Origin of the sequence: Glutamicibacter sp. FBE19, from assembly GCF_015524875.1 — a bacterium.
Lineage (GTDB): Bacteria > Actinomycetota > Actinomycetes > Actinomycetales > Micrococcaceae > Glutamicibacter > Glutamicibacter halophytocola.
Genome location: NZ_JACKQN010000001.1, coordinates 16,853 through 36,305, shown reverse-complemented (window position 1 = coordinate 36,305; position 19,453 = coordinate 16,853). Strand labels below are relative to the sequence as shown.

The following is a 19,453-nucleotide window of genomic DNA, read 5'->3' as shown; positions in this document are numbered from 1 at the left end:
TCCAATGCTGCGTGGTGCCTAGATGGCGGTAATTGCGGTGCGCTGGATGGCCAGGCCGGCTTCGTAGGTTTTCAGGTAGGCCTCGAATCCTGCACGGTCTTCCTCCACTGGCTCGGCCAGGCTCAGTTCGGCACCGGCGAAGACCTCGGAGTCCAGGAATTCGGGCAGTGCGGCCTGCAGGCCTTCGAGCACCCGCTGGCGGTAGGCCGCCAAGACTGCGATGCCCCACGCTCCCCCGTGCCCGGCGCTGTCGCCGACGAGAATCGGGGTGTTGATCGCCGCGGCCAGCAGCCGCTGGGCGACCCCTGCGGTGCGGAAGATGCCGCCATGGGCAAACATCTGCTTGACCTCAACGCCTTCGGCGGCCAGCACCCGGAGCCCGAGGCTCAGGGTGGCGAACATGGCATAGACCTGCACTCGCATGAGATTGGGCAGATCCAGGCTGGAGCCGGGAGTGCGCAGGATCGCTGGGCGTCCTTCAGCCAAATTCGCCACCGGTTCCCCGGAGAGGTTGTTGTAGGCCAGCAATCCGCCGCCGTCGGCCGCGCCTTCCAAGGCCGAGCGCAACAGGGTCTCGAAGACCGCGTTGCCATCGGCCTTGCTTCCCAGCGCCTGGGCGAACTGCCCGAAGACCTGGGCCCAGGCGGCAAATTCGCTGGCCCCGTTATTGCAGTGGACCATGGCCACCGGATGGCCATCCGGTGTGGTGACAACATCGATTTCGTGGTGCACTTCGGCCAGCGGCGCGTCAAGGACCACCATGGCAAAAATGGACGTGCCAGCGGAAATGTTTCCGGTGCGCTGGGCCACCGAATTGGTGGCAACCATGCCGGTTCCGGCATCCCCTTCCGGGGGGCATAGCGGGCTGCCGGCTTGCAGTTGGCCGGTGGGATCAAGCAGCAATGCGCCTGCTTCGGTGAGCGTGCCGGCGTCGGCTCCGGCAGGCAGCGCAGCGGGCAGCAACGAGGCCAGTTCGGCGGTGGCGCCGTGTTGCGCTGCCAGCGCATCGAAGGCCGAGAGCATCGAAGCGTCGTAGCTGCCAGTCGCCGGGTCAACGGGGAACATTCCGGCCGCGTCGCCGACGCCGAGCACAAATTTGCCACAGAGCAACTCGTGGACAAACCCGGCCAGGGTGTTCAGCCGGGCCACTGCAGGCACATGCTCTTCGCCATTGAGCAAAGCTTGGAAGTAATGCGCCACGGACCAGCGCTGCGGGATATTGAAGTGCAGCTCTTCGCTGAGCAACGCCGCCGCTTCTGCGGTGGAGGTGTTGCGCCAGGTCCGGAACGGAACGAGCAGTTCGCCGTCGGCGTCGAAGGCCAGGTAGCCGTGCATCATCGCGGAAATCCCGATGGCGCCAAGCCGTGTTGGGCGCACCCCATGGCGTTCCTGGGCGTCTGCAAGCACCAGGGCCATGCAGTCCTGCAGACCGGCGATGATGGCTTCGCGGGAGTAGGTCCAGTTCTTGTCCTGGTATTGGTTTTCCCAGGCGTGGCTGCCGCTGGCAAGCTGCTGGTGATCAGGTCCGATCAGGCTGGCTTTGATATTCGTTGAACCGAATTCGATGCCCAGCACGGCCTGGCCGTTGCTGATGACCTCGCGGGCGGCTGTCCCGTTGAGCTGTGTTGCCATGAATTCTCCGTTCGCACAGCTCGGTGAGCAGCGCCTCTGCCATCGTTGCCTGCTCCACTCGCGAAAAATGCGCGGGCAGAACAAAACCTCGATGCAATGTTAGCGCTAACAATTTGTGATGCGCAACACCGGATCCCAGATTCGGGAAATGAAGAGCTGGCCTAGCGGGGCTTTGGCGGTGCGGTGCTCGCCCGGATTACCAGCGTTGGGGCAATCACCTTCGGGGCCTTGTCCGCCATGGCGCCTTCCAGCAATTCCGTCAGCGCCGCATGACCCACATCGCGGAACGGCTGGCGCACGGTAGTCAGGGACGGGATGAGGAAGTTCGAGATTTGCAGGTCGTCAAACCCGACCACCGAAACATCATTGGGCACTTCGAGCCCGGCTTCCCAGAAGGCTCGCAGTACGCCGGTGGCCAGGTAGTCATTGGCGGCGAATACTGCGGTGACTTCGCCAGCTCGCACCGAATCGACCAATCGCTTGCCCGCCTCGTAGCCACTGGGCGCCAGCCAGGATTCGGCGGGCACCTCGATGACCGGAGCTTTGGCTTCCAGCATTTTTTCTTGCCAGCCAATCTGGCGTTCGGTCGCATCGAACCAGCCGCTCGGACCGGAAATATGGGCGATCTTTCGGTGACCCAAGGCCAGAAGATGGCCGGTGGCCATTCGCGCGCCTTCGCGCTGGTCGATGTACACGTAATGCGCCGGATCCGCGGCGGGCACCTGGGTGCGCGCGGCCACGACCACCACCGGAATTGTCAGCGCAGCATCATCCAGCGCGTCGATCACCTTTTCGAAAGGCGCAACCATCACCACGCCATCAACACCCTGGTCCACCAGATGGCTGAGCGCTTCGCTCGCGCTGTGCGCGTCATAGCGGTCCAGCGCGGTGACAGTCACGAAGTATCCCTGCGCGCGGGCAGCGGCCTCGATGGCCAGCACGGTGGATTGGGGCCCGAAAAATTCGCTGCCAACGGTGAGAATGCCAATGGTGCTGGAATGCGATGTGGCCAGTGCACGCGCGGCTCGATTGCGGCGATAGCCGAGCTGGCGAATGGCTTCCATCACCTGATCGCGGGTTCCCTCCCGGACATTTGGATGGTCGTTGAGCACGCGGGAGACCGTCTGATGGGACACCCCTGCCATGGCCGCCACATCCGCCATCGACGGGGGTCGGTTTCCTGGGCGCCCTTCACCGGGCTGAGCAATGTTCACAACGGTCATTATTGCAAAGATCGCTGACCGCACACGCAAGAACCCGCATCTCCGCCCTCGTACCACCGGAAGGTCGCAAAGATCTGGATCCTGGCGACCCTTTAACGATTATCCGTGTCTCGCTTCAGCATGCCGCGATTAGAAACTACGCAAAATCCACTGTCCCAGTATCGCAAGATCCTCATGAATCGCACGTAAGAGTAATTATTAACTTAAATGACTGATTTTATAGGTTGTATTGAAATAATCAGGTTGACATGATCATATACACGCAAGAACAGTCAATAAAAAGCGATAAATTTACTTCAAAATTTCTATCGTACGCCAAGAGCTTGATACGGGATCGCAGCTGATCCAACACTCCGCGAACATTTTAAGAAAGTCATAGCTGGATGTCTGGGGGTTCATCCAGAAACGTTCACGGTATGGGGCACCTCGGAAGCAGCTTTCTCGAGTTGGGACAAAGCGATCAAACTTATTGGTTCGCCGAATCGGCGTCCTTGCCTTAGTCACTTGCATCCGCGGCATTCCGTGCCCGATAAGCATCAGGGGTGGTGTGCTTCTAACGCTGGGCGATTGTCGCAGACTTGGCCTGGAAAATTGCTCCGTTAGAAACAGCTTCTTCGATTACTTCCAGCGTCCGCCCTCGAGTTTCTGGAACCTGGGTAGCCACGAAGTACAGGGCCACCGCTCCAACGCCGGCAAAGATAAAGAAAGAGCCAGTGATTCCAACGCCTGAGACCAACGAAGGGAAGAAGAGCGTCAGTACACCGTTGGTTCCCCATCCAAAGAACACCGAGATACCGATACCCAAGCCGCGCATGTGCAAGGGGAAAATTTCAGCTAACCAAACCCAGACAGCAACACTCAAGAATGTCTGCATCGAGGCCACAAAAGCCACTACCAAAATCAGGATGACAATAGGGCGCAGCGCGCTTCCTACCGGCAACAGCAGGCTGGCGAAGGCCACGAACAAATGGCAAGTGGTGGTCAATGACAGCCCGATCATAAATGTTGTTCGGCGATCAAGCCGGTCCATATTGCGCAAAGCAATCACGCCGCCAATCACAGCAACTACGCCAAAAGCGATGTTGGCCAAGACCGCCTGCTGCGTTGTCATTCCAGCCTCTTCAAGTACTCGCGTTCCGTAGTACATGATTGAGTTAATCCCGGTGAGCTGCTGCATGGTCGCCACGCCGATGCCAACGCCAACAATGCGCAATAACCACTTGTTAGCCAACACCGCTTTGATGCCTACGGGCGTGTTCTTCCGTTGTTCTCTATCGGTGACAGCCTGGATTTGGCGTGCCTCGGCGAGCGCCCGTCCAGGTGACCGGACGGTCTTCAGCACATCAAGGGCCTTGTCGTAGTCGCCCTTCTCCACGAGCCAGCGAGGAGATTCGGGCATGCGCAACATCCCGAAGAACAGAGCCAGGGCTGGCAACGCACAAATGGAGAACATGATGCGCCAGACACCGTCCATGCTTTCACCAAGCCAGGTGTCTAGTACCGCGTTTATCACGAAGGCGGCTAGTTGGCCTGAAACAATGGCTAACTCGTTGCGGCCGGTGATGGAGCCACGTATCTCGTACGGCGCCATCTCAGCCAGGTAAACGGGAGCCACGGTGGATGCACCACCCACGGCCAGCCCGAGCATGATTCTTCCAGCGATCAGAACGCTGAACCCTGTTGGAGAGAACGTCCCCGCTTCGGGGCTCGCGGGAGAGAACACTACCAACAGGGTTCCGACAAAGAACAGCACGGCCAGCGAAATGATGGTTTTGCGTCTGCCCCATGAATCAGCGATTTGTCCCGCAACGAGCGCACCAACCGCTGCCGCAAAAACCAAAGAACTGATCACGACGCCAACTTGCAAGAGATTCAGCCCCAGCTCCATTGCCATCGGGCCTTCAGCACCATTTGCAACACCGGTGTCGTATCCAAAGAGCAGGCCGCCAAAGCAGGCGATAGTAGAGATCAAGCCAAGTCGTTTAGAGTGCGGTCCAGTGGTCAGGGGCGGCAGGATCGAGTCGGCAGCAAGATTCCGCGCGTTGGGCATAGATACTCCTCTGGTCTACCGGTAAAAAAGCTCTTTGGCCCGGAGCCGTGACTAATTCCCCTGCGCACCGCTCGCTTTCACTCGGTGCAGCACGGTCGGGACAGAGTGGCCATTTGTGCCTGAACCCCAAATTCCACGTTATTCGTCATGGACTTGATGTTCTCTCGGCGGCCGGTTACACCGCCTTGCCCACCTAATAGTTTCATCCAATGCGCGCTCATCCAAGCTCGCTGCCCCGTCTCCTTGGAGTCCTGTTCAACAGCGCTTTCTGTGATTCCAAAAAATTGCGCCCATCCCAGCAAAAATTGGACATCAACGCCTATCTTTCCAGTGGGATATGGACCTATGATTTCTAATAGTCTTTGTACTGACAACTGTACATATGAACTTGATTTCAGCCCTACCAAAGCCAAGGAGGACCCGTGGCAAAACTCTCCATGAATGTCACAACAAGTTTTTACGGAAACGTGGCAACCGACATTGCTGCTGCCCGGTCGGCAGGATTCGGCGGCATTGAACTGCAAAGCCCGAAACTCTATCGCTATCTTGACGCCGGCTACTCGGTGCACACACTTCCAGAAATGCTCACCGGGCTTGAAGTCACAGGCATCGGCGCGGTCCTCGACCTCGAACGCCAGGGCACAGCTCGCGATCAGATGCTCCGCGAAGTCCAGCGGATGGCCGAAATCGCCACAGTGGTCGGCGCGCCGATCCTGCAAATGTGCACTGGGCCGGTGGACTGGAACGTGGTCAAGGATTTCAAGGCCGGACGCCTTGCCGATTCCGATGGCCACTACCGCGGAACCCTTGGTCTTCCAGAGTCGGAGGCACTTGCCGTTGCGGCAGACAACGTCGGTGCTGCAGCCGATATCGCCGCTGATCACGGGTTGGAGATCTACCTGGAGCCCCTGGCATGGTCCAACATCAACCGTTGCCGCCAGGCCCTGGAAATCATTGAACGCTGCGGCCGCGAGAACGTCGGAATCGCCTTGGATACTTGGCATTTTTGGACTGTCGGCGACACCTTGGAGGAGGTCGCCGCGCTGCCCAAGGAAATCATCAAGGCCGCGCATATTTCCGACGGCCTGGATCTGGACCGCGAACGTGATGTTCCCACCCAAGACGTGCACCGCAATGTCGTGATCGGCGGTGGCGCCATTCCATTGCAGCAGTGGGTGGATGCCATCAAGTCCACCGGCTACGACGGCTGGTGGGTGTCCGAGATGTTCTCCGACCGCGCCAATGAACACGACTTCCACAAGGTTGCCAGCACCATGCGCAACCTTCTGGACATCATGATTTCCTAGCTGCCAACTACTTCGTACGGATCCCAAAATGCAAAAATTTGCCTTGATCGGCGCTGGCTTCATTGGCTCAGTGCACGCACACAACCTGGCTTCGCACCCAGACGTTGACTTCAAACTGGTCTACGATATCGACCTCCAGCGCGCCACCACGCTGGCCGCACAACATGGCGCCAAAGCCGCAGCATCACTAGATCAGATCTTCGAGAACAAAGACCTTGATGCGGTTTTCATCGCCTCATCCACCGATTCCCACGCGCAGAACCTCCGTCATGCCGCCGACGCAGGCCTGGCAGCATTGGTTGAAAAGCCAATCGACCTGGACCTGGAAACCGCCAAATCAACGGTAGCCTACGTGGAACGCGCTGGAATCAAGGCCATGGTGAACTTCAATCGGCGCTTTGATCGCGCCCACGCAGAGCTGAAAGAGCTCGTGCACACCGGAAGAATCGGAGATGTCGCGCTGCTCCAGCTCACCTCGCGCGGGCCAGCGCTGCCGCCGGTGGACTACCTGAAAAGCTCTGGCGGCCAATTCCGCGACCAGGCCGTCCATTTTTATGATTTGGCCCGCTGGATCACCGGACAGGATCCGGTGAAGATCCATGCCTACGGCTCGGCCTTGGCGGCTCCCGAGATCGCAGAGTTCGGGGACGTGGATACCTCGATCAGCTCGCTGCTCTTTCCTGATGGGGCGCTGGCGCAAATCGATTGCGTGCGCCACACCAATTACGGCTACGACGAGCGCATCGAGGCACTGGGGTCGGAGGGCATGGCCGAATCCGAGCGTCAGCGTTCGGGCCATGTCACCCTGCTCCAAGGACAGCAAGCGCAGTCCCACGGCCTGCACGGAAACTGGTTCGACAGGGTCCAGCCAACGTACGCTGCGAGCCTGGGCGCCTTTGTCCAGGCCCTGGAGGACGATCGCGAAGTGCCCATTACTCTTCGCGAAGGCCTCAAGTCCCAGGCCATCGCCCAGGCTGCGGTTCGCTCCGCAGCTTCGGGACGCAGCGAAACGATCGACTACTCGCTGTAGGCACCGCAACAGCCAAATGGCCCGGCCCCTTTCGCCATGGTGAAAGGGGCCGGGCCATTTGGGCATTGATTGCATCAGGCTGCTAGTTGGGGGCTGCGCCTGCCTCGGCTTCAGCCAGTTCCTCGGCGTGCCCGCCAAGTTGTTCGAGCTCGTGAGCCAGCTCGGCCAATTCGGCGCCACCGGCCATCTGGGCGGTCAGCTCTTCGACGGTGATTTCCGACTTGGAGTAGTACCCGATGGAGCGTCCGCGCTTGAGCAGCAGGAACGAGTCGCCCACCGGATATGCGTGGTGGGGGTTGTGCGTAATGAAGATGACGCCCAGCCCGCGGTCGCGCGCCTGCAGGATGTAGCGGAGCACCACGCCCGACTGCTTGACGCCCAAGGCGGCCGTTGGCTCATCGAGGATCAGGACCTTGGCACCGAAATACACTGCACGGGCGATGGCAACACACTGGCGTTCACCACCTGAGAGCTGGCCGATCGGCTGTTCCACGTCGCGCAGGTCGATCCCCATGTCGGAGAGCTCCTGCTTGGTGATGTCCTTCATCTTCTGCACATCAAGCTTCTTGAATGGACCCGCACCGGTGGTGAGCTCCGAGCCAAGGAAGAAGTTGCGCCAGATCGGCATCAGCGGAACTACGGCCAGATCCTGGTACACCGCGGCGATGCCGGCATCCAGTGCGATGCGCGGGCTCTTGAGCTTGATGGCAGAGCCATGCAGGTTGAACTCGCCCTCGTCATGCTGGTGCAGTCCGGCGATGATCTTGATCAGCGTGGACTTTCCGGCACCGTTGTCGCCGAGCACGCAGGTCACCTTGCCCGGGTCAACCACCATGTCCACACCGCGCAGGGCGATGATGCTGCCATAGTGCTTGCCGACGCCCTTGAGGGTCAGCAGGTTGTCGCTGGTTTTGGGCTCGAGCTTTTCGAGCAGCTCTTCGGCCTTCTTGTTCTGTCGATTTTTCATGATCATGTCCTTGGCTTCCTACTTGCTGGATTCCGCGCGCTTTTTCACCACGATGTTCACGACCGTGGCCAGCAGCAGCATCAGGCCCAGGAAGAACTTGAACCAGTCCGGGTTCCAATCGGCGTAGACGATGCCCTTATTGGCCATGCCGAAGATGAAGGCGCCGATGGCACCACCGATGGCTGAACCGTAGCCACCGGTGAGCAGGCAGCCGCCGATCACCGCGGCAATGATGTAGAGGAATTCGTTGCCGATGCCTTCACCTGACTGCACTGCGTCGAAGGCGAACAGGTTGTGCATGCCCAAGACCCAGCCGCAGAAGCCGACGGCCATGAACAGGCCAATCTTGGTGCGGACTACCGGTACACCGACGGCACGAGCGGCCTTTTCATCGCCGCCGATGGCGAAGATCCAGTTGCCGACTTTGGTGCGGAGCAAGATCCACGAGGCCACGATGACCAGGGCGATCCAGATGAAGACAGTCACCTTCACATCGATTCCGGCAATATTCACCGACGAAGCGAAGATTGCCTTGGCACTCTGGAAACCGTCCATGTCCGCAATGGAAGGCGAGGAGACCGAGCCGCCGATGGCTCGGGTCAGGCCCAGGTTCAGGCCGGTAAGCATCAGGAAGCTGGCCAGAGTCACGATGAAGGATGGCAGCTTGGTCTTGATCAGGATGATTCCGTTGATGAATCCGATCAGCAACGATACGACCAGCGCCAAGACGACACCGACCCAGACATTCATGCCGAAATACCAGGAAATCAGCGAGGCGCTCAGGGCCGAGGAGATCACCGCGACACCGGTGGACAGGTCGAATTCGCCACCGATCATCAGCAATGACACGCCCACTGCCATGATTCCGATGGTTGACGCGCCATACAGGACGGTGGCCAGGGAAGCCGGGGACAAGAAGACCGGGGCGACGATGGCAAAGAAGACGAACAGTGCCACGGCGCCTACCAGGGCGCCGATCTCCGGGCGGCCCAGGAGAATGGATAGCGTGCTTTTCTTGCCGACTCGCTCGTCTTGCTCAGCGGCGCTTTTCTTATGCGAGGGTGAGGCTGTTAGTGATGACATGAGTTTTCCTCCGTGTCCAAGATGCGTGCCTGCAGGTTGCAGCAACCTGCAGGACACGCGCTGGGGACGTGGCTAGCGGACGCCTTCTTCGGCGAAACTGGTGATTTTCTCTGCCACGGCCTTATCGACGATGGCAGGGCCGGTCAACGTTGCCTGTCCGCCGCCAATCGTGAATCCGCCACGGTAGTTCTGCCACAGGGCATCAACCGCCATGTAGCCCTGCAACCATGGTTGCTGGTCCACGGTGAACAGCACGTTGCCCTTGGTGATTTCCTGGACAAGCTGCGCGTTCATGTCGAAGGATGCTACTTCAACCTTCGAGTTGGCCGTCGCTTTGGCTTTGAGCAGGGTCATGGTGAATGGAGCGCCCAAGCCGATGATGGCATCAGCCTGCTTGTCCGATTGGAGCTTGGCAGTGGCAGTGGATTCAACCTGCGTCATATCTGTGCCTTGGACGTAGAGCACCTCGGTGCCCGGGATAACCTTCTTCACGCCGGCGCATCGGGCTTCAAGGCCAACGTGTCCTTGTTCCTGGATCACGCAGATAGGCTTCTTGAGACCGGCTTCCTTGAGCTTTTCACCGGCCGCTTCGCCGGCGAGCTGCTCATTGGATCCGAAGTGGGCGAAGACGCCAAGGTCCTTGAACCGGTCTTCGCCAGCGTTCAGGCTGACGATGGGAATCCCGGCGTCGGTGGCCTTTTTCAGCGCGCCCTTCATGGCATCCGGCTTGGCCAGGGTTACTGCAATGCCGTCGACGCCCTGGTCAATCGCCTGCTCGATGAGCTGGGACTGGCGTCCGCCATCGGGGTCGCTGAGGTACTGAAGTTCAACATTGTCCTTGGCAGCTGCCTCTTCGGCTCCCTTGCGGATGATGTCCCAGAAAGTATCTCCGGGTGCGGCGTGGGTAATGACTGCAACTTTGATGCGTTCGGTGGTTGCTACGGAGCCACCGCCACCGTTGGCCTCAGGTTCTGGTGCCCGACCTCCACCGGACGAGCAGGCCGCCAAGCCCAGAGCCGGGACGATGGCCAGTGTTATTGCGAGTTTGCGCCAAGTTGGCTTTCCCATTATTTTTCCCCTTCAGGAATCCGCCGGCACACCCCGATACTCCCCAGGAGCGAGCCGAATGATCTAGTTATCGTGACCTGAATCACAAGATGTCTAAAGTGTGCGTCACGGAAAGCAATCCGTCAAGACTTTGTAAAGACATAAGGATGTGAAGACGAGGCGTCGGATTCTCATAAAAGGTGGAAGCTCCACCGAACCCTCAGAGGGATCGCGGGGGCACTTCGGATGATGCGCGCACGATGAGCCGTGGCAAAATCTTTATTTGACGTGCGAATTTTCCTTCTGGATTACGCATTAAATGAAGCAGGAGCCGTGCGCTTCCGCGGCCCAGATCCTGGGAATCAGAGTCGACACTGGTCAACGAGATCCTTCCCAAAGATGACAAGGAAATATTGTCGTAACCCGTCACCGCAGCACTGATCCCTGCCTCGTCCAGGGCCTGCATCGCGCCGAAGGCGCACAGGTCATTGAAGCAGGCCAGCGCTTGGGGCCGCTTCCCGGAAGCCAGCAGCTGAGCCACGGCCTCATATCCAGCTTGAAGGCTTGGGCCAGCTTCCACCACCTGCACCTGCTCGCGCAGGCCGTGCCGCTGCATGGCCCGGTGGTAGGCGGCTTCACGCAGTGCGGCCACTGGACCAGAACCTCCTGATACATGGGTAATTTGCCCATTGCCGCCACTGACCAGGTGGTCGATCACCAGGCCAAACCCCTGCTCGTCATCAATGGACGCTACTGCGGTATTCGCTTGCGGCTCACGCCCGCTGCCAACGAATACCGCGGGGGTCTCACCCAGCGCAGATTCAAAGCTGGCCGCGTCATCAGCCGAGCCCACGACCAGGATCCCGCTGACCCGCAGATCACGCAGGGCCTGCAGCTCCGCCGTGCCAATGCCCTGTCCATCATGGATGGCCGCGGCACTGAATAGCACATCAAACCCTGCCGCTTGCAGCTGCTCGCGCACCACTTCGGCAACTTCGAGCACCCACGGATTGTGCAGTTCGCCCAAGACCACGCCAATCGCGTGGCGGTTCTCCGCCACCAAGGATCGGGCCGCCAAGTTGGGCTGGTAGCCGAGCTCGCGGATTGAATCCTCGACCCGCGAACGCCGCAGCGAACTGACCTTGCTTGGATCCGAGAGCACCAAGGACACGAGGGACTTGGAGACCCCCGCGTGCTTGGCAACATCGCGGATAGTGGGGCGGCGATTTGGCATCGGCAACATGGCAGTCAGTATTGCATCTTCTGGCCCTGGGCTGGCTTGCCTGCTTGCTGCCAGTCCCCGGTGGCCGCGGATTTTTCGGCGGCTTCAACGAGGGCGGCAGCTGCCACCGCGTCAGCGATGGTGGAGTTGGTTTTCTCGCCCCCGCAAACGGCCAGCAGGAATTTTTTGGCTTCGATGATTTTAAGGTCGTCGAAACCCATGGCGTTGCCCGGCCCGGGCTGGAAGCGTGAGTACTCCCCATGCCCTGGTGAGCCAATCACCGTGGTGAACCCCTGTTCTTCGTTGTTCCGGCCAAGGACTACTTCGAGTTCGTTCAGGCGCTCGTAGTCCCACTTGACCGAGCCTTCGGTGCCGTAGATTTCCAAGCGGTAGCCGCATTGCGGGCCGATGGCTACGCGCGAAGCCTCGATGGTTCCGATGGCGCGCTGGGCGAGGCCCTCCGGGCTGAACCGAACCAGTGCAGCAGCATAGTCCTCGTTCTCCACCTCGCCCATTTCACCGCCTTCAATCAAATCAAAATGCGTTCCCTGGCCCATGGACAGCTTGGGCCTGGCGGGAATCATGACATTGGTTGCAGCGCTGATGCTCTGGATGGAACCCACCACGTGGCTGCACAGGTCTACGGCATGGCTGAACAGATCGGCGAGCACGCCGCTGCCCGCAAGTTCCCGATTGAAGCGCCAGGATAGCGCCGCCCGCGGATCAGCAGCATAGCCAGCAAGGAAACTGGCACGCACGTTGGTGATTTCTCCCAGCCGGCCATCGCCAACCAGCTGCCGAGCTCGTTCTATGGCTGGCGCATGGCGGTAGTTGAATCCAACGGAGGTCTCGACCCCGTTGCGGGCCACGGCCTGCTCGATGGACTGCGTTTCTGCCAGGCTGCGGCCGGCAGGCTTTTCGATCCAGAAGTGCTTTCCGGCTTCAGCCGCGGCAATCGCCATCTCGGCGTGCAGGAAGTTGGGCGCGCAGATGGAGACGACATCAACCTCAGGATCCGCAAGGACTTCGTGGTAGTCCAGGGTCCCGCGCTCAAAGCCCAGGGTGGAAATGGCGTAGTCCACCCGGGACTGCTCGGTATCCGCGGCGACAACCAGTCGCGGCTTGATTCCCAGCTCCGGATAAACGTAGGGCACGGAACTATACGCGCGGGCATGCAGCTTGCCCATCCAACCCACTGAAATCAGGCCAACTCCAACGGTGCGCTGTTGATTCAAGATGCTCTCCCTGTCTGCGGCGATGCGGGCCGCGTGCCCCTCTTGGCTCTCCGGATCCCCAAATGTTGGACCGTTCCAAAAAACCCTATGCGCCTCCCGGACCTGCAGGCAATGAATTTTGAGTGATTTTTTGTCAAGACAATTGGACAAGGTGACGTTTCCGTCCAAACTCCCTAGTAAAACAGGGATTATCAACCGCATTGGAACGGCTTTACGCGGGTCAGCCAGCAACACCCACAGCGGCCAACCGCTCTAGATCACGCTGATTTCGGCCCAGGGGATGCCCAAAGCGTCAACTTTCCGATATACTTTGTCCTGTCAAAGCGACATTTGACTACGAAGTCGCCGGCAAGGAGCAATTGTGAGCACACCACTGAGCATCAAGATCGACAGATCTTCACCGATCCCCCTCTACCACCAGGTAGTGCAGGGCATCGAAGGCGCCATCCGCGACGGTTCTCTCGCTTCGGGCACCCGGCTGGAAAACGAAATCGAGCTGGCCCAGCGACTGCGGCTATCCCGCCCCACCATCCGCAAGGCCATGGATGATCTCGTCCAGTCAGGGCTCTTGGTGCGCAAGCGCGGAGTGGGTACGCAGGTCGTGTCCAGCCAAATCCGCCGGCACCTCGAGCTCTCCAGCCTGAACGACGACCTTGAGCGTGCCGGTAAGAAGCCCTCCACTACGCTGCTCAGCTTCGAGCACATTCCAGCTCCGTCAGAAATCCAGGAACTTCTCTCGCTGCCCAAGGGCGTTTCGGTCTACCACTTCACCCGTCTGCGTTCTGCCGGCGGCAGCCCGCTGGCGCTCATGGAGAACTGGGTGCGCGACGATATTGTCGAGCTCGATGAAAAGTCCTTGCGCACCCATGGCCTCTATGAGCTCTTGCGCGACGCGGGCGTCAATTTCCGGCTCGCCCAGCAGCGCATCGGTGCAACCATCGCCGATGACGACCAGGCGCACGCCCTTGATACCAGCGCCGGTTCGGCCCTGGTCACCATGCAGCGCACCGCTGTCGATGACACCGGTCGCAATGTTGAGACGGGGTCTCACGTCTACCGCGCTGACGCATACAGCTTTGAAATGACCTTGGTGCAACGCTAGGCACCTGGCACCGCCATCGAAAGGACTGACCGATGACCGATTGGATCTACCCTGCTGGTTCCGCCGCTGACGGAGACTGGAGCGTCTCGCTTGGCGCCCATGATTCCCCCACCGCTGTCGACGGCTGGGCCCATACCGGGCTCAAGGTGGCCGAACTGGCTCCCGGACAAACGATCCAGTTGGATGCCGCCAGCGAGGAACGGATCGTCATTCCGCTGGGCGGAGAGTCATTCACCGTCAGCGTCGGCGGCGACGATTACCTGCTCACCGGCCGCGATTCGGTCTTTTCCGGTCCTGCAGATGTCCTCTACTCGGGCATCAATACGGCACTGAGCATCCGCGCTGAGCAGGGGGGCCGCGTGGCCATCGCACTGGCGCCGGCAAAGCAGTCCTACCCCACCCGCCTGATCAAGGCCGAAGAGACGCCGGTGGAGCTGCGCGGAGCCGGCAACTGCTCCCGCCAGGTCCACAATTTCGGCACCCCGGCCGCGCTGGAGGCGGACCGATTCATCGTCTGTGAAGTGATCACCCCGGCCGGCAACTGGTCTTCCTACCCTCCGCACAAGCATGATGAGGAGAAAGAAGGCGAGACCAGCCTCGAGGAAATCTACTACTTCGAAACCCAGCTGGCCCGGGATATGCCGGCCCCCGAGGCCACCGATCCCATTGGCTACGCCCGCGTCTACGCCTCGGATGAGCGTCCCATCGACGTCAACGCCGAAGTTCGCACCGGCGATGTCGTCCTGGTTCCCTACGGCTGGCATGGTCCGGCCATGGCGGCGCCAGGCTATGACCTCTACTACCTGAATGTGATGGCTGGCCCTGGGCGAGTGCGCGATTGGCTGATCAGCGATGACCCGCACCACGGCTGGATCCGCCAGACCTGGGATGCGCAGAGCATGGATCCGCGCTTGCCCTTTGGGCCGTTGGCCTAGTCCACGATGGCACAAAGCGAAGCGGTGGCAACAGGAATTCCTGTTGCCACCGCTTCGCTTTACCGGTTTCAGCCCGCTAGCTGGGCCAGTGGTTCGAAGGCGTCGGCAAAGGCCGCGATGGCGCCCTCAGAATCCGCGCTGGCATAGGCTTCCATGCCAACAGGACCCGAGTAGCCGAGCTGGGCCAGCGCCTGGGCTACCGCGCGATAGTTGATCTCGCCGGTTCCCGGCTCGCAGCGGCCCGGAACGTCGGCCACCTGGATTTCTCCGATATGCGGCAGTGCCGAACGCACCAGCTCGATCAGGTTCCCCTCGCCGATTTGGGCATGGTAGAGGTCAAGCATCATTTTCACATTGGGGTGGTCCACGGCTTTGACCAGGGCCAGCGTGTCCTTGGCGCGGCCCAGCGGGATGCCCGGGTGGTCAAGAATCGTATTCAGGTTCTCCAGCATGAAGGTGACCTCGTGCTCTTCGCCGAGGCGCCCCAGTTCTTCCAAGGTCCTTGCGGCACTCAGCCACATGTCTCCGGTGGCCCTGAAGCGCGGGGTGGCGGCCTGCCCGTCAATGAGCTGGGCCGGGTGCACTACCAGGCGGCTGATGCCCAGCTGCTTGGCGGCGGGAATCAGTTCCCTGGCCGTGCGCACTACTTCATGCGCGCTGTCTGCATCGCACAGGCTGCCTTCGCTGTAGCCGGTCATGGAGCCGAAGCGCGCGCCCGTGGCCGCGAGTGCCGAAAGGTCCTTGTCCCGGATGTCCCATAGCTCGATTTCGAATCCGGCCTGGTGCAGCTTCTTGACTCGATCGATCAGCGGAAGATCCAGGAAGACCATCTCCGCGCAGACCGCTAGTTGCCCGCTCATGCGTTGACCGCGAGTCGAGTTGCCGACTGAAGCTTGACCGGCAGGCCAGTTTCAGAGGATTCCAGGGCGGCCAGTGCCACGCGCAAGGCTGCCCGCGCATCGGCACCGGTCGGCACAGCCAGCGCCGCGTCGGCGGTGCCTTCGCGCACGCCGCGGATCTTGCGGGTGAAGATCGAAAGCTGATCGCGGTAGGCCTGGGCGAACAGTTCGATGTTCAGGCGTTCGGTCGGAGCGTGCGCCCCCTGCGCGTCGAAGCTGGAGGCTGCCAGCTGCACCGGGTTGCCGGCCTGGACCATGCCGGAAGATCCAAAGAATTCTCCGCGCACGTCGTAGCCGTAGCTGGCCGAGAAGTTCGCCTCGGCCACCGCGATGGCCCCGTTGGAGTAGCGCAGGGTGACCACCGCGGTATCCAGGAGTCCGGTTTTCTTGTGCTCGGGAGCCACCAAGGCATCGGACATGGTGTAGACCTCGGTTACCTCGGCCTCGGAGTTCAGCCAGTTCAGGGTGTCGAAGTCATGAATCAGGGTTTCGGTGAAGATGACGTGGGAGCGAACCTTGTCGCCGTTGGGCAGTCCGCCTTCGACCTGCGGGTCGCGGGTCAGCGAGCGCATGAGCTGCGGTGTTCCAATAGCACCGGAAGCGATTTGCTCGGACACCAACGCGAAGTCCTTGGCGAAGCGGCGGTTGAAGCCGATCTGCAGCAGTACCCCTGCATCTTCAACAGCCTGCAGCGCCTGGTCGAGGTCTGCCAGCGCGTGGGCCGCTGGCTTCTCGCAGAAGATGTGCTTCCCTGCGGCGGCAGCCTGGGCGATCAGGCCCGCGTGGAAGGCCGAAGGGGCGCCAATGACCACGGCGTCCACGGTGTCGTCCGCGAAGACATCGGCAATGTCTTCGGTGTAGCTGGTGCATCCAAGTTCAGCGGCCAGCTCTGCAGCACGCCCTGGTGCCGGATCAGCAACCACATGAAGTACTGCATCGGGCAGGTATTGGGCGACGGTGCGTGCATGGAATGCGCCGATCCACCCGGTGCCGATGACAGCAATGCGCAATGGCTGCGTGGTGGTTTCCGGCAATGCCTGGTAAGCCATGGAGTCTCTCCTAGAACGTTCTAGATTTGGTGTTCAGAAAAATCATGGCACACTGGATAGCATGTGTCTATAACGTTCTAGAAGAAAGTTCGGCAAATGCCCCAGCATTCTGCGCAGCGCCCCGCAAAACGCCCCACGCTCGCCGATGTTGCCCGCGCCTCCGGGGTTTCCGTTGCGCTGGCGTCCATCGTGCTGCGAGAGGCCGAAGGGGCGAGCGAAGAGTCCAGGGCGCGGGTCAAGCAAGCCGCCGCGGAATTGGGCTACCGCCCTGATTCGCGCGCCCGCTCATTGCGCAGCAGCCGCAGCAGAACCCTGGGCCTGGCTTTGGCGCTCGGCGAACCGCTGCACGCCGAGCTGGCAGATGCCCTCTATGCGCAAGCGGATAGCCAGGGCTTCGAAATCATCCTGGGAGCCACCGGCAAGCACCGCGATGAGCTCCGCGTGCTCAATACCCTCATTGATGCGGGAGTTGAAGCAGTTATCGGCGTCTTCCCCGAGTTGCCGGCCAGCCAACTGGCCCAGGCAGCCAAGCAGATTCCGGTCATCAGCTTGCTGCGCCAGTCCGAGGCAGTGCCCTCGATCATCACTGACGAGGCCGCGGGCATTGAACAGCTTGTCAGCCACCTGGCCCGGCTTGGGCACGAACGAATGCTGCACCTGGATGGCGGTACAGCCGTCTCGGCGCAACAACGCCGCGAAGCCTTCCTGGCCTCGGTTGAACGCACCAAGGTTTCGGGCCAGGTTCTGCATGCAGGTGCCGATGAGGCCGCGGCTTTCAAGGCCCTCCAGCACTACTTCGAGACAACGCCTCCAGGCGAGCGCGCCACGGCGATTCTGGCCTTTAACGACCGCGCGGCCCTGGGCGCCCGGCAGGCGATCGACCTTGCTGGCATAAGCGTTCCCGGGCAGATCAGCTTGACCGGCTACGACGACAGCGAGTTTGCACGGCTGGCGCATGCGGATTTGACCAGTGTCCGCCAGGACGTCGCGGCGTTGGCGAAGGCCGCCATGCAGGCAGCCCTGGATTCGCCTGGCCAGTCGAGCACGCACGCACCGAAACTCGTGGTGCGCGGCAGCACCGGCGGGCACACCGCTTAACGGGACCCGGCCCCACCATGGGGTGAGGCCGGGTCTCTTGGCTGATGCCGGGATTTTGAATCAGGCGCCGGCCGAAGCCTTGACCTGGTAGATGGCTCCAGTGGAAACATCCTCTTCAAGTGCTTCGAGGGAGCGTCCGCGGGTTTCGGGAACCTGGGTTGCGACAAAGATCAGGGCCAGTACGCCGATTCCAGCGAAGATGAAGAAGCATCCGGTAATGCCGACCCCGGAAACCAGGGAAGGGAAGAACAGCGCTAGCACGCCATTGGTTCCCCAGCCGAAGAACACCGAGATGCCGATGCCCAGGCCACGCATATGCAGCGGGAAGATTTCTGCCAGCCAGACCCACACGGCAACGTTGAGGAAGGTCTGCATGGACATCACGAAGGCGACCACGAGAATCATGATGACAATCGGGCGGACCGGGTTGCCCACAGGCAACAGCATGCCGGCGAAGGCCACCAGCATGTGGCAGATGGTGGTCAGCGACAAGCCGATCAAGAAGGTCTTGCGGCGATCCATGCGGTCCATATTGCGCAGCGCGATAATCCCGCCGATCACGGCAACTACGCCGAAGGCGATGTTGGCCAAGACCGCTTGCTGCTCGGACATCCCCGACTCTTCGAGCACTCTGGTTCCGTAGTACATGATCGAGTTGATACCGGTGAGCTGCTGGGTCATCGAAACACCGATGCCGATGGCGATAATGCGCAACAGCCATTTGTTGGTCAAAATGGCCTTGATGCCTACCGGCTTGTTGTTCCGCTTTTCCTCTTCGGCCACGATTTCAATCTCATGGACTTCAGCCAGCGCGCGTTCGGCCGAACGCACGGTTTTGAGTATGCGCAGGGCTTCCGCGTAGCGGCGCTTTTCCACGAGCCAGCGAGGGGATTCGGGCATGCGCAGCATGCCGAAGAACAGGGCCAAGGCCGGCAGGGCGCAAATGGCGAACATGATGCGCCAGACACCATCCACGCTGCCGCCCAATACGGTGCCGATGATGGCATTCATGACAAACGCTGCCAGCTGGCCGGAAACGATGGCCAGCTCATTGCGCCCGGTGATGGATCCGCGGATTTCGTAGGGTGCCAATTCGGCAAGGTACACCGGCACCACGGTCGACGCCCCGCCGACAGCCAGCCCGAGCATGATGCGTCCGGCAACAAGAACAGAGAAGCCCAACGGCGAGAAGGTTCCTGGCTCTGGGCCCGCTGGGGAGAAGACGACGAGCAGGGTTCCCGCAAAGAACAGGACGGCAAGCATGATGATGGTTTTGCGCCGGCCCCAGGCATCGGAGATTTGCCCGCCGATCAGCGCGCCAATGGCAGCGGCGAAGACCAGGGAGCTGATCACCACGCCGACCTGCAGGAGATTCAGGCCAAGTTCGGCCGCCATCGGCCCCTCTGCTCCGTTGGCCACTCCGGTGTCGTAGCCGAAGAGCAGCCCGCCGAAGCAGGCGATGATGGAAATCAAACCGAGACGCTTGGAATGCGGTCCCGCAGTCAGTGGCGGGAGGCTCGGTTTGGCAGAGAGATTCTGCGAACTGGACATGGGAACTCCTTTGGTTTGCCCGG

General features: G+C 60.7%; 16 protein-coding genes. 5 read left to right on the top strand and 11 right to left on the bottom strand.

Annotated features, from left to right (window positions below; genetic code table 11):
* Nucleotides 1-18 precede the first annotated feature (18 nt).
* From H6F58_RS00150 to H6F58_RS00140, 3 genes are all read right to left on the bottom strand, one after another.
* Nucleotides 19-1,632: an FGGY-family carbohydrate kinase gene (locus H6F58_RS00150; RefSeq protein ID WP_146277041.1), complete on the bottom strand. Its 1,614-nt coding sequence runs from the start codon at nucleotides 1,630-1,632 to the stop codon at nucleotides 19-21.
* Nucleotides 1,633-1,793: 161 nt separating this feature from the next.
* A complete protein-coding gene (locus tag H6F58_RS00145) occupies nucleotides 1,794-2,855 on the bottom strand; it encodes a substrate-binding domain-containing protein (protein WP_075972533.1) in 1,062 nt (353 codons plus the stop codon).
* Between the two features lie 553 nt (nucleotides 2,856-3,408).
* On the bottom strand, nucleotides 3,409-4,905 hold the full coding sequence (locus H6F58_RS00140) for a sugar porter family MFS transporter (RefSeq protein ID WP_171920319.1): 1,497 nt from the start codon (nucleotides 4,903-4,905) through the stop codon (nucleotides 3,409-3,411).
* Nucleotides 4,906-5,327: 422 nt separating this feature from the next.
* Here H6F58_RS00140 and H6F58_RS00135 point away from each other — a divergent pair, with 422 nt between their 5' ends.
* On the top strand, nucleotides 5,328-6,212 hold the full coding sequence (locus H6F58_RS00135) for a sugar phosphate isomerase/epimerase family protein (RefSeq protein WP_348536347.1): 885 nt from the start codon (nucleotides 5,328-5,330) through the stop codon (nucleotides 6,210-6,212).
* Between the two features lie 28 nt (nucleotides 6,213-6,240).
* Nucleotides 6,241-7,242 carry a Gfo/Idh/MocA family oxidoreductase gene (locus H6F58_RS00130; protein WP_195180794.1) on the top strand — a complete coding sequence of 334 codons (1,002 nt, stop codon included), beginning with the start codon at nucleotides 6,241-6,243 and terminating at the stop codon, nucleotides 7,240-7,242.
* An 82-nt stretch (nucleotides 7,243-7,324) separates the two neighbouring features.
* On the opposite strand, the gene H6F58_RS00125 is transcribed toward H6F58_RS00130, so the two are convergent.
* From H6F58_RS00125 to H6F58_RS00105, 5 genes are all read right to left on the bottom strand, one after another.
* Nucleotides 7,325-8,209 carry an ATP-binding cassette domain-containing protein gene (locus H6F58_RS00125; RefSeq protein ID WP_060703552.1) on the bottom strand — a complete coding sequence of 295 codons (885 nt, stop codon included), beginning with the start codon at nucleotides 8,207-8,209 and terminating at the stop codon, nucleotides 7,325-7,327.
* Nucleotides 8,210-8,227: 18 nt separating this feature from the next.
* On the bottom strand, nucleotides 8,228-9,292 hold the full coding sequence (locus H6F58_RS00120) for an ABC transporter permease (protein WP_195180793.1): 1,065 nt from the start codon (nucleotides 9,290-9,292) through the stop codon (nucleotides 8,228-8,230).
* Nucleotides 9,293-9,364: 72 nt separating this feature from the next.
* Nucleotides 9,365-10,360, bottom strand: coding sequence for a substrate-binding domain-containing protein (locus tag H6F58_RS00115; protein ID WP_060703134.1), 996 nt, complete (start codon nucleotides 10,358-10,360; stop codon nucleotides 9,365-9,367).
* Between the two features lie 199 nt (nucleotides 10,361-10,559).
* Nucleotides 10,560-11,582 (bottom strand): LacI family DNA-binding transcriptional regulator, encoded by a 1,023-nt coding sequence (locus H6F58_RS00110; protein WP_146277047.1) that lies wholly within the window; start codon nucleotides 11,580-11,582, stop codon nucleotides 10,560-10,562.
* A 5-nt stretch (nucleotides 11,583-11,587) separates the two neighbouring features.
* Nucleotides 11,588-12,796, bottom strand: coding sequence for a Gfo/Idh/MocA family oxidoreductase (locus H6F58_RS00105; RefSeq protein WP_146277049.1), 1,209 nt, complete (start codon nucleotides 12,794-12,796; stop codon nucleotides 11,588-11,590).
* Nucleotides 12,797-13,157: 361 nt separating this feature from the next.
* On the opposite strand from H6F58_RS00105, the gene H6F58_RS00100 reads away from it, so the two are divergent.
* Both H6F58_RS00100 and iolB read left to right on the top strand, forming a co-directional pair.
* Nucleotides 13,158-13,898, top strand: a complete 741-nt coding sequence (locus tag H6F58_RS00100) for a GntR family transcriptional regulator (RefSeq protein ID WP_060703137.1) — start codon at nucleotides 13,158-13,160, stop codon at nucleotides 13,896-13,898.
* A gap of 32 nt (nucleotides 13,899-13,930) precedes the next feature.
* Nucleotides 13,931-14,833 (top strand): 5-deoxy-glucuronate isomerase, encoded by a 903-nt coding sequence (gene iolB, locus H6F58_RS00095; protein WP_146277051.1) that lies wholly within the window; start codon nucleotides 13,931-13,933, stop codon nucleotides 14,831-14,833.
* 68 nt (nucleotides 14,834-14,901) lie between these two features.
* Here iolB and H6F58_RS00090 read toward each other — a convergent pair whose 3' ends face one another.
* Both H6F58_RS00090 and H6F58_RS00085 read right to left on the bottom strand, forming a co-directional pair.
* Nucleotides 14,902-15,693, bottom strand: a complete 792-nt coding sequence (locus tag H6F58_RS00090) for a TIM barrel protein (protein WP_195180790.1) — start codon at nucleotides 15,691-15,693, stop codon at nucleotides 14,902-14,904.
* A complete protein-coding gene (locus H6F58_RS00085; RefSeq protein WP_195180789.1) occupies nucleotides 15,690-16,781 on the bottom strand; it encodes a Gfo/Idh/MocA family oxidoreductase in 1,092 nt (363 codons plus the stop codon). Before H6F58_RS00085 ends, H6F58_RS00090 begins: the two co-directional genes overlap by 4 nt.
* A 96-nt stretch (nucleotides 16,782-16,877) precedes the next feature.
* On the opposite strand from H6F58_RS00085, the gene H6F58_RS00080 reads away from it, so the two are divergent.
* Nucleotides 16,878-17,879 carry a LacI family DNA-binding transcriptional regulator gene (locus tag H6F58_RS00080; RefSeq protein WP_195180788.1) on the top strand — a complete coding sequence of 334 codons (1,002 nt, stop codon included), beginning with the start codon at nucleotides 16,878-16,880 and terminating at the stop codon, nucleotides 17,877-17,879.
* A 60-nt stretch (nucleotides 17,880-17,939) separates the two neighbouring features.
* Here H6F58_RS00080 and H6F58_RS00075 read toward each other — a convergent pair whose 3' ends face one another.
* Nucleotides 17,940-19,430 carry a sugar porter family MFS transporter gene (locus H6F58_RS00075; protein ID WP_060703142.1) on the bottom strand — a complete coding sequence of 497 codons (1,491 nt, stop codon included), beginning with the start codon at nucleotides 19,428-19,430 and terminating at the stop codon, nucleotides 17,940-17,942.
* Nucleotides 19,431-19,453: the final 23 nt, after the last annotated feature.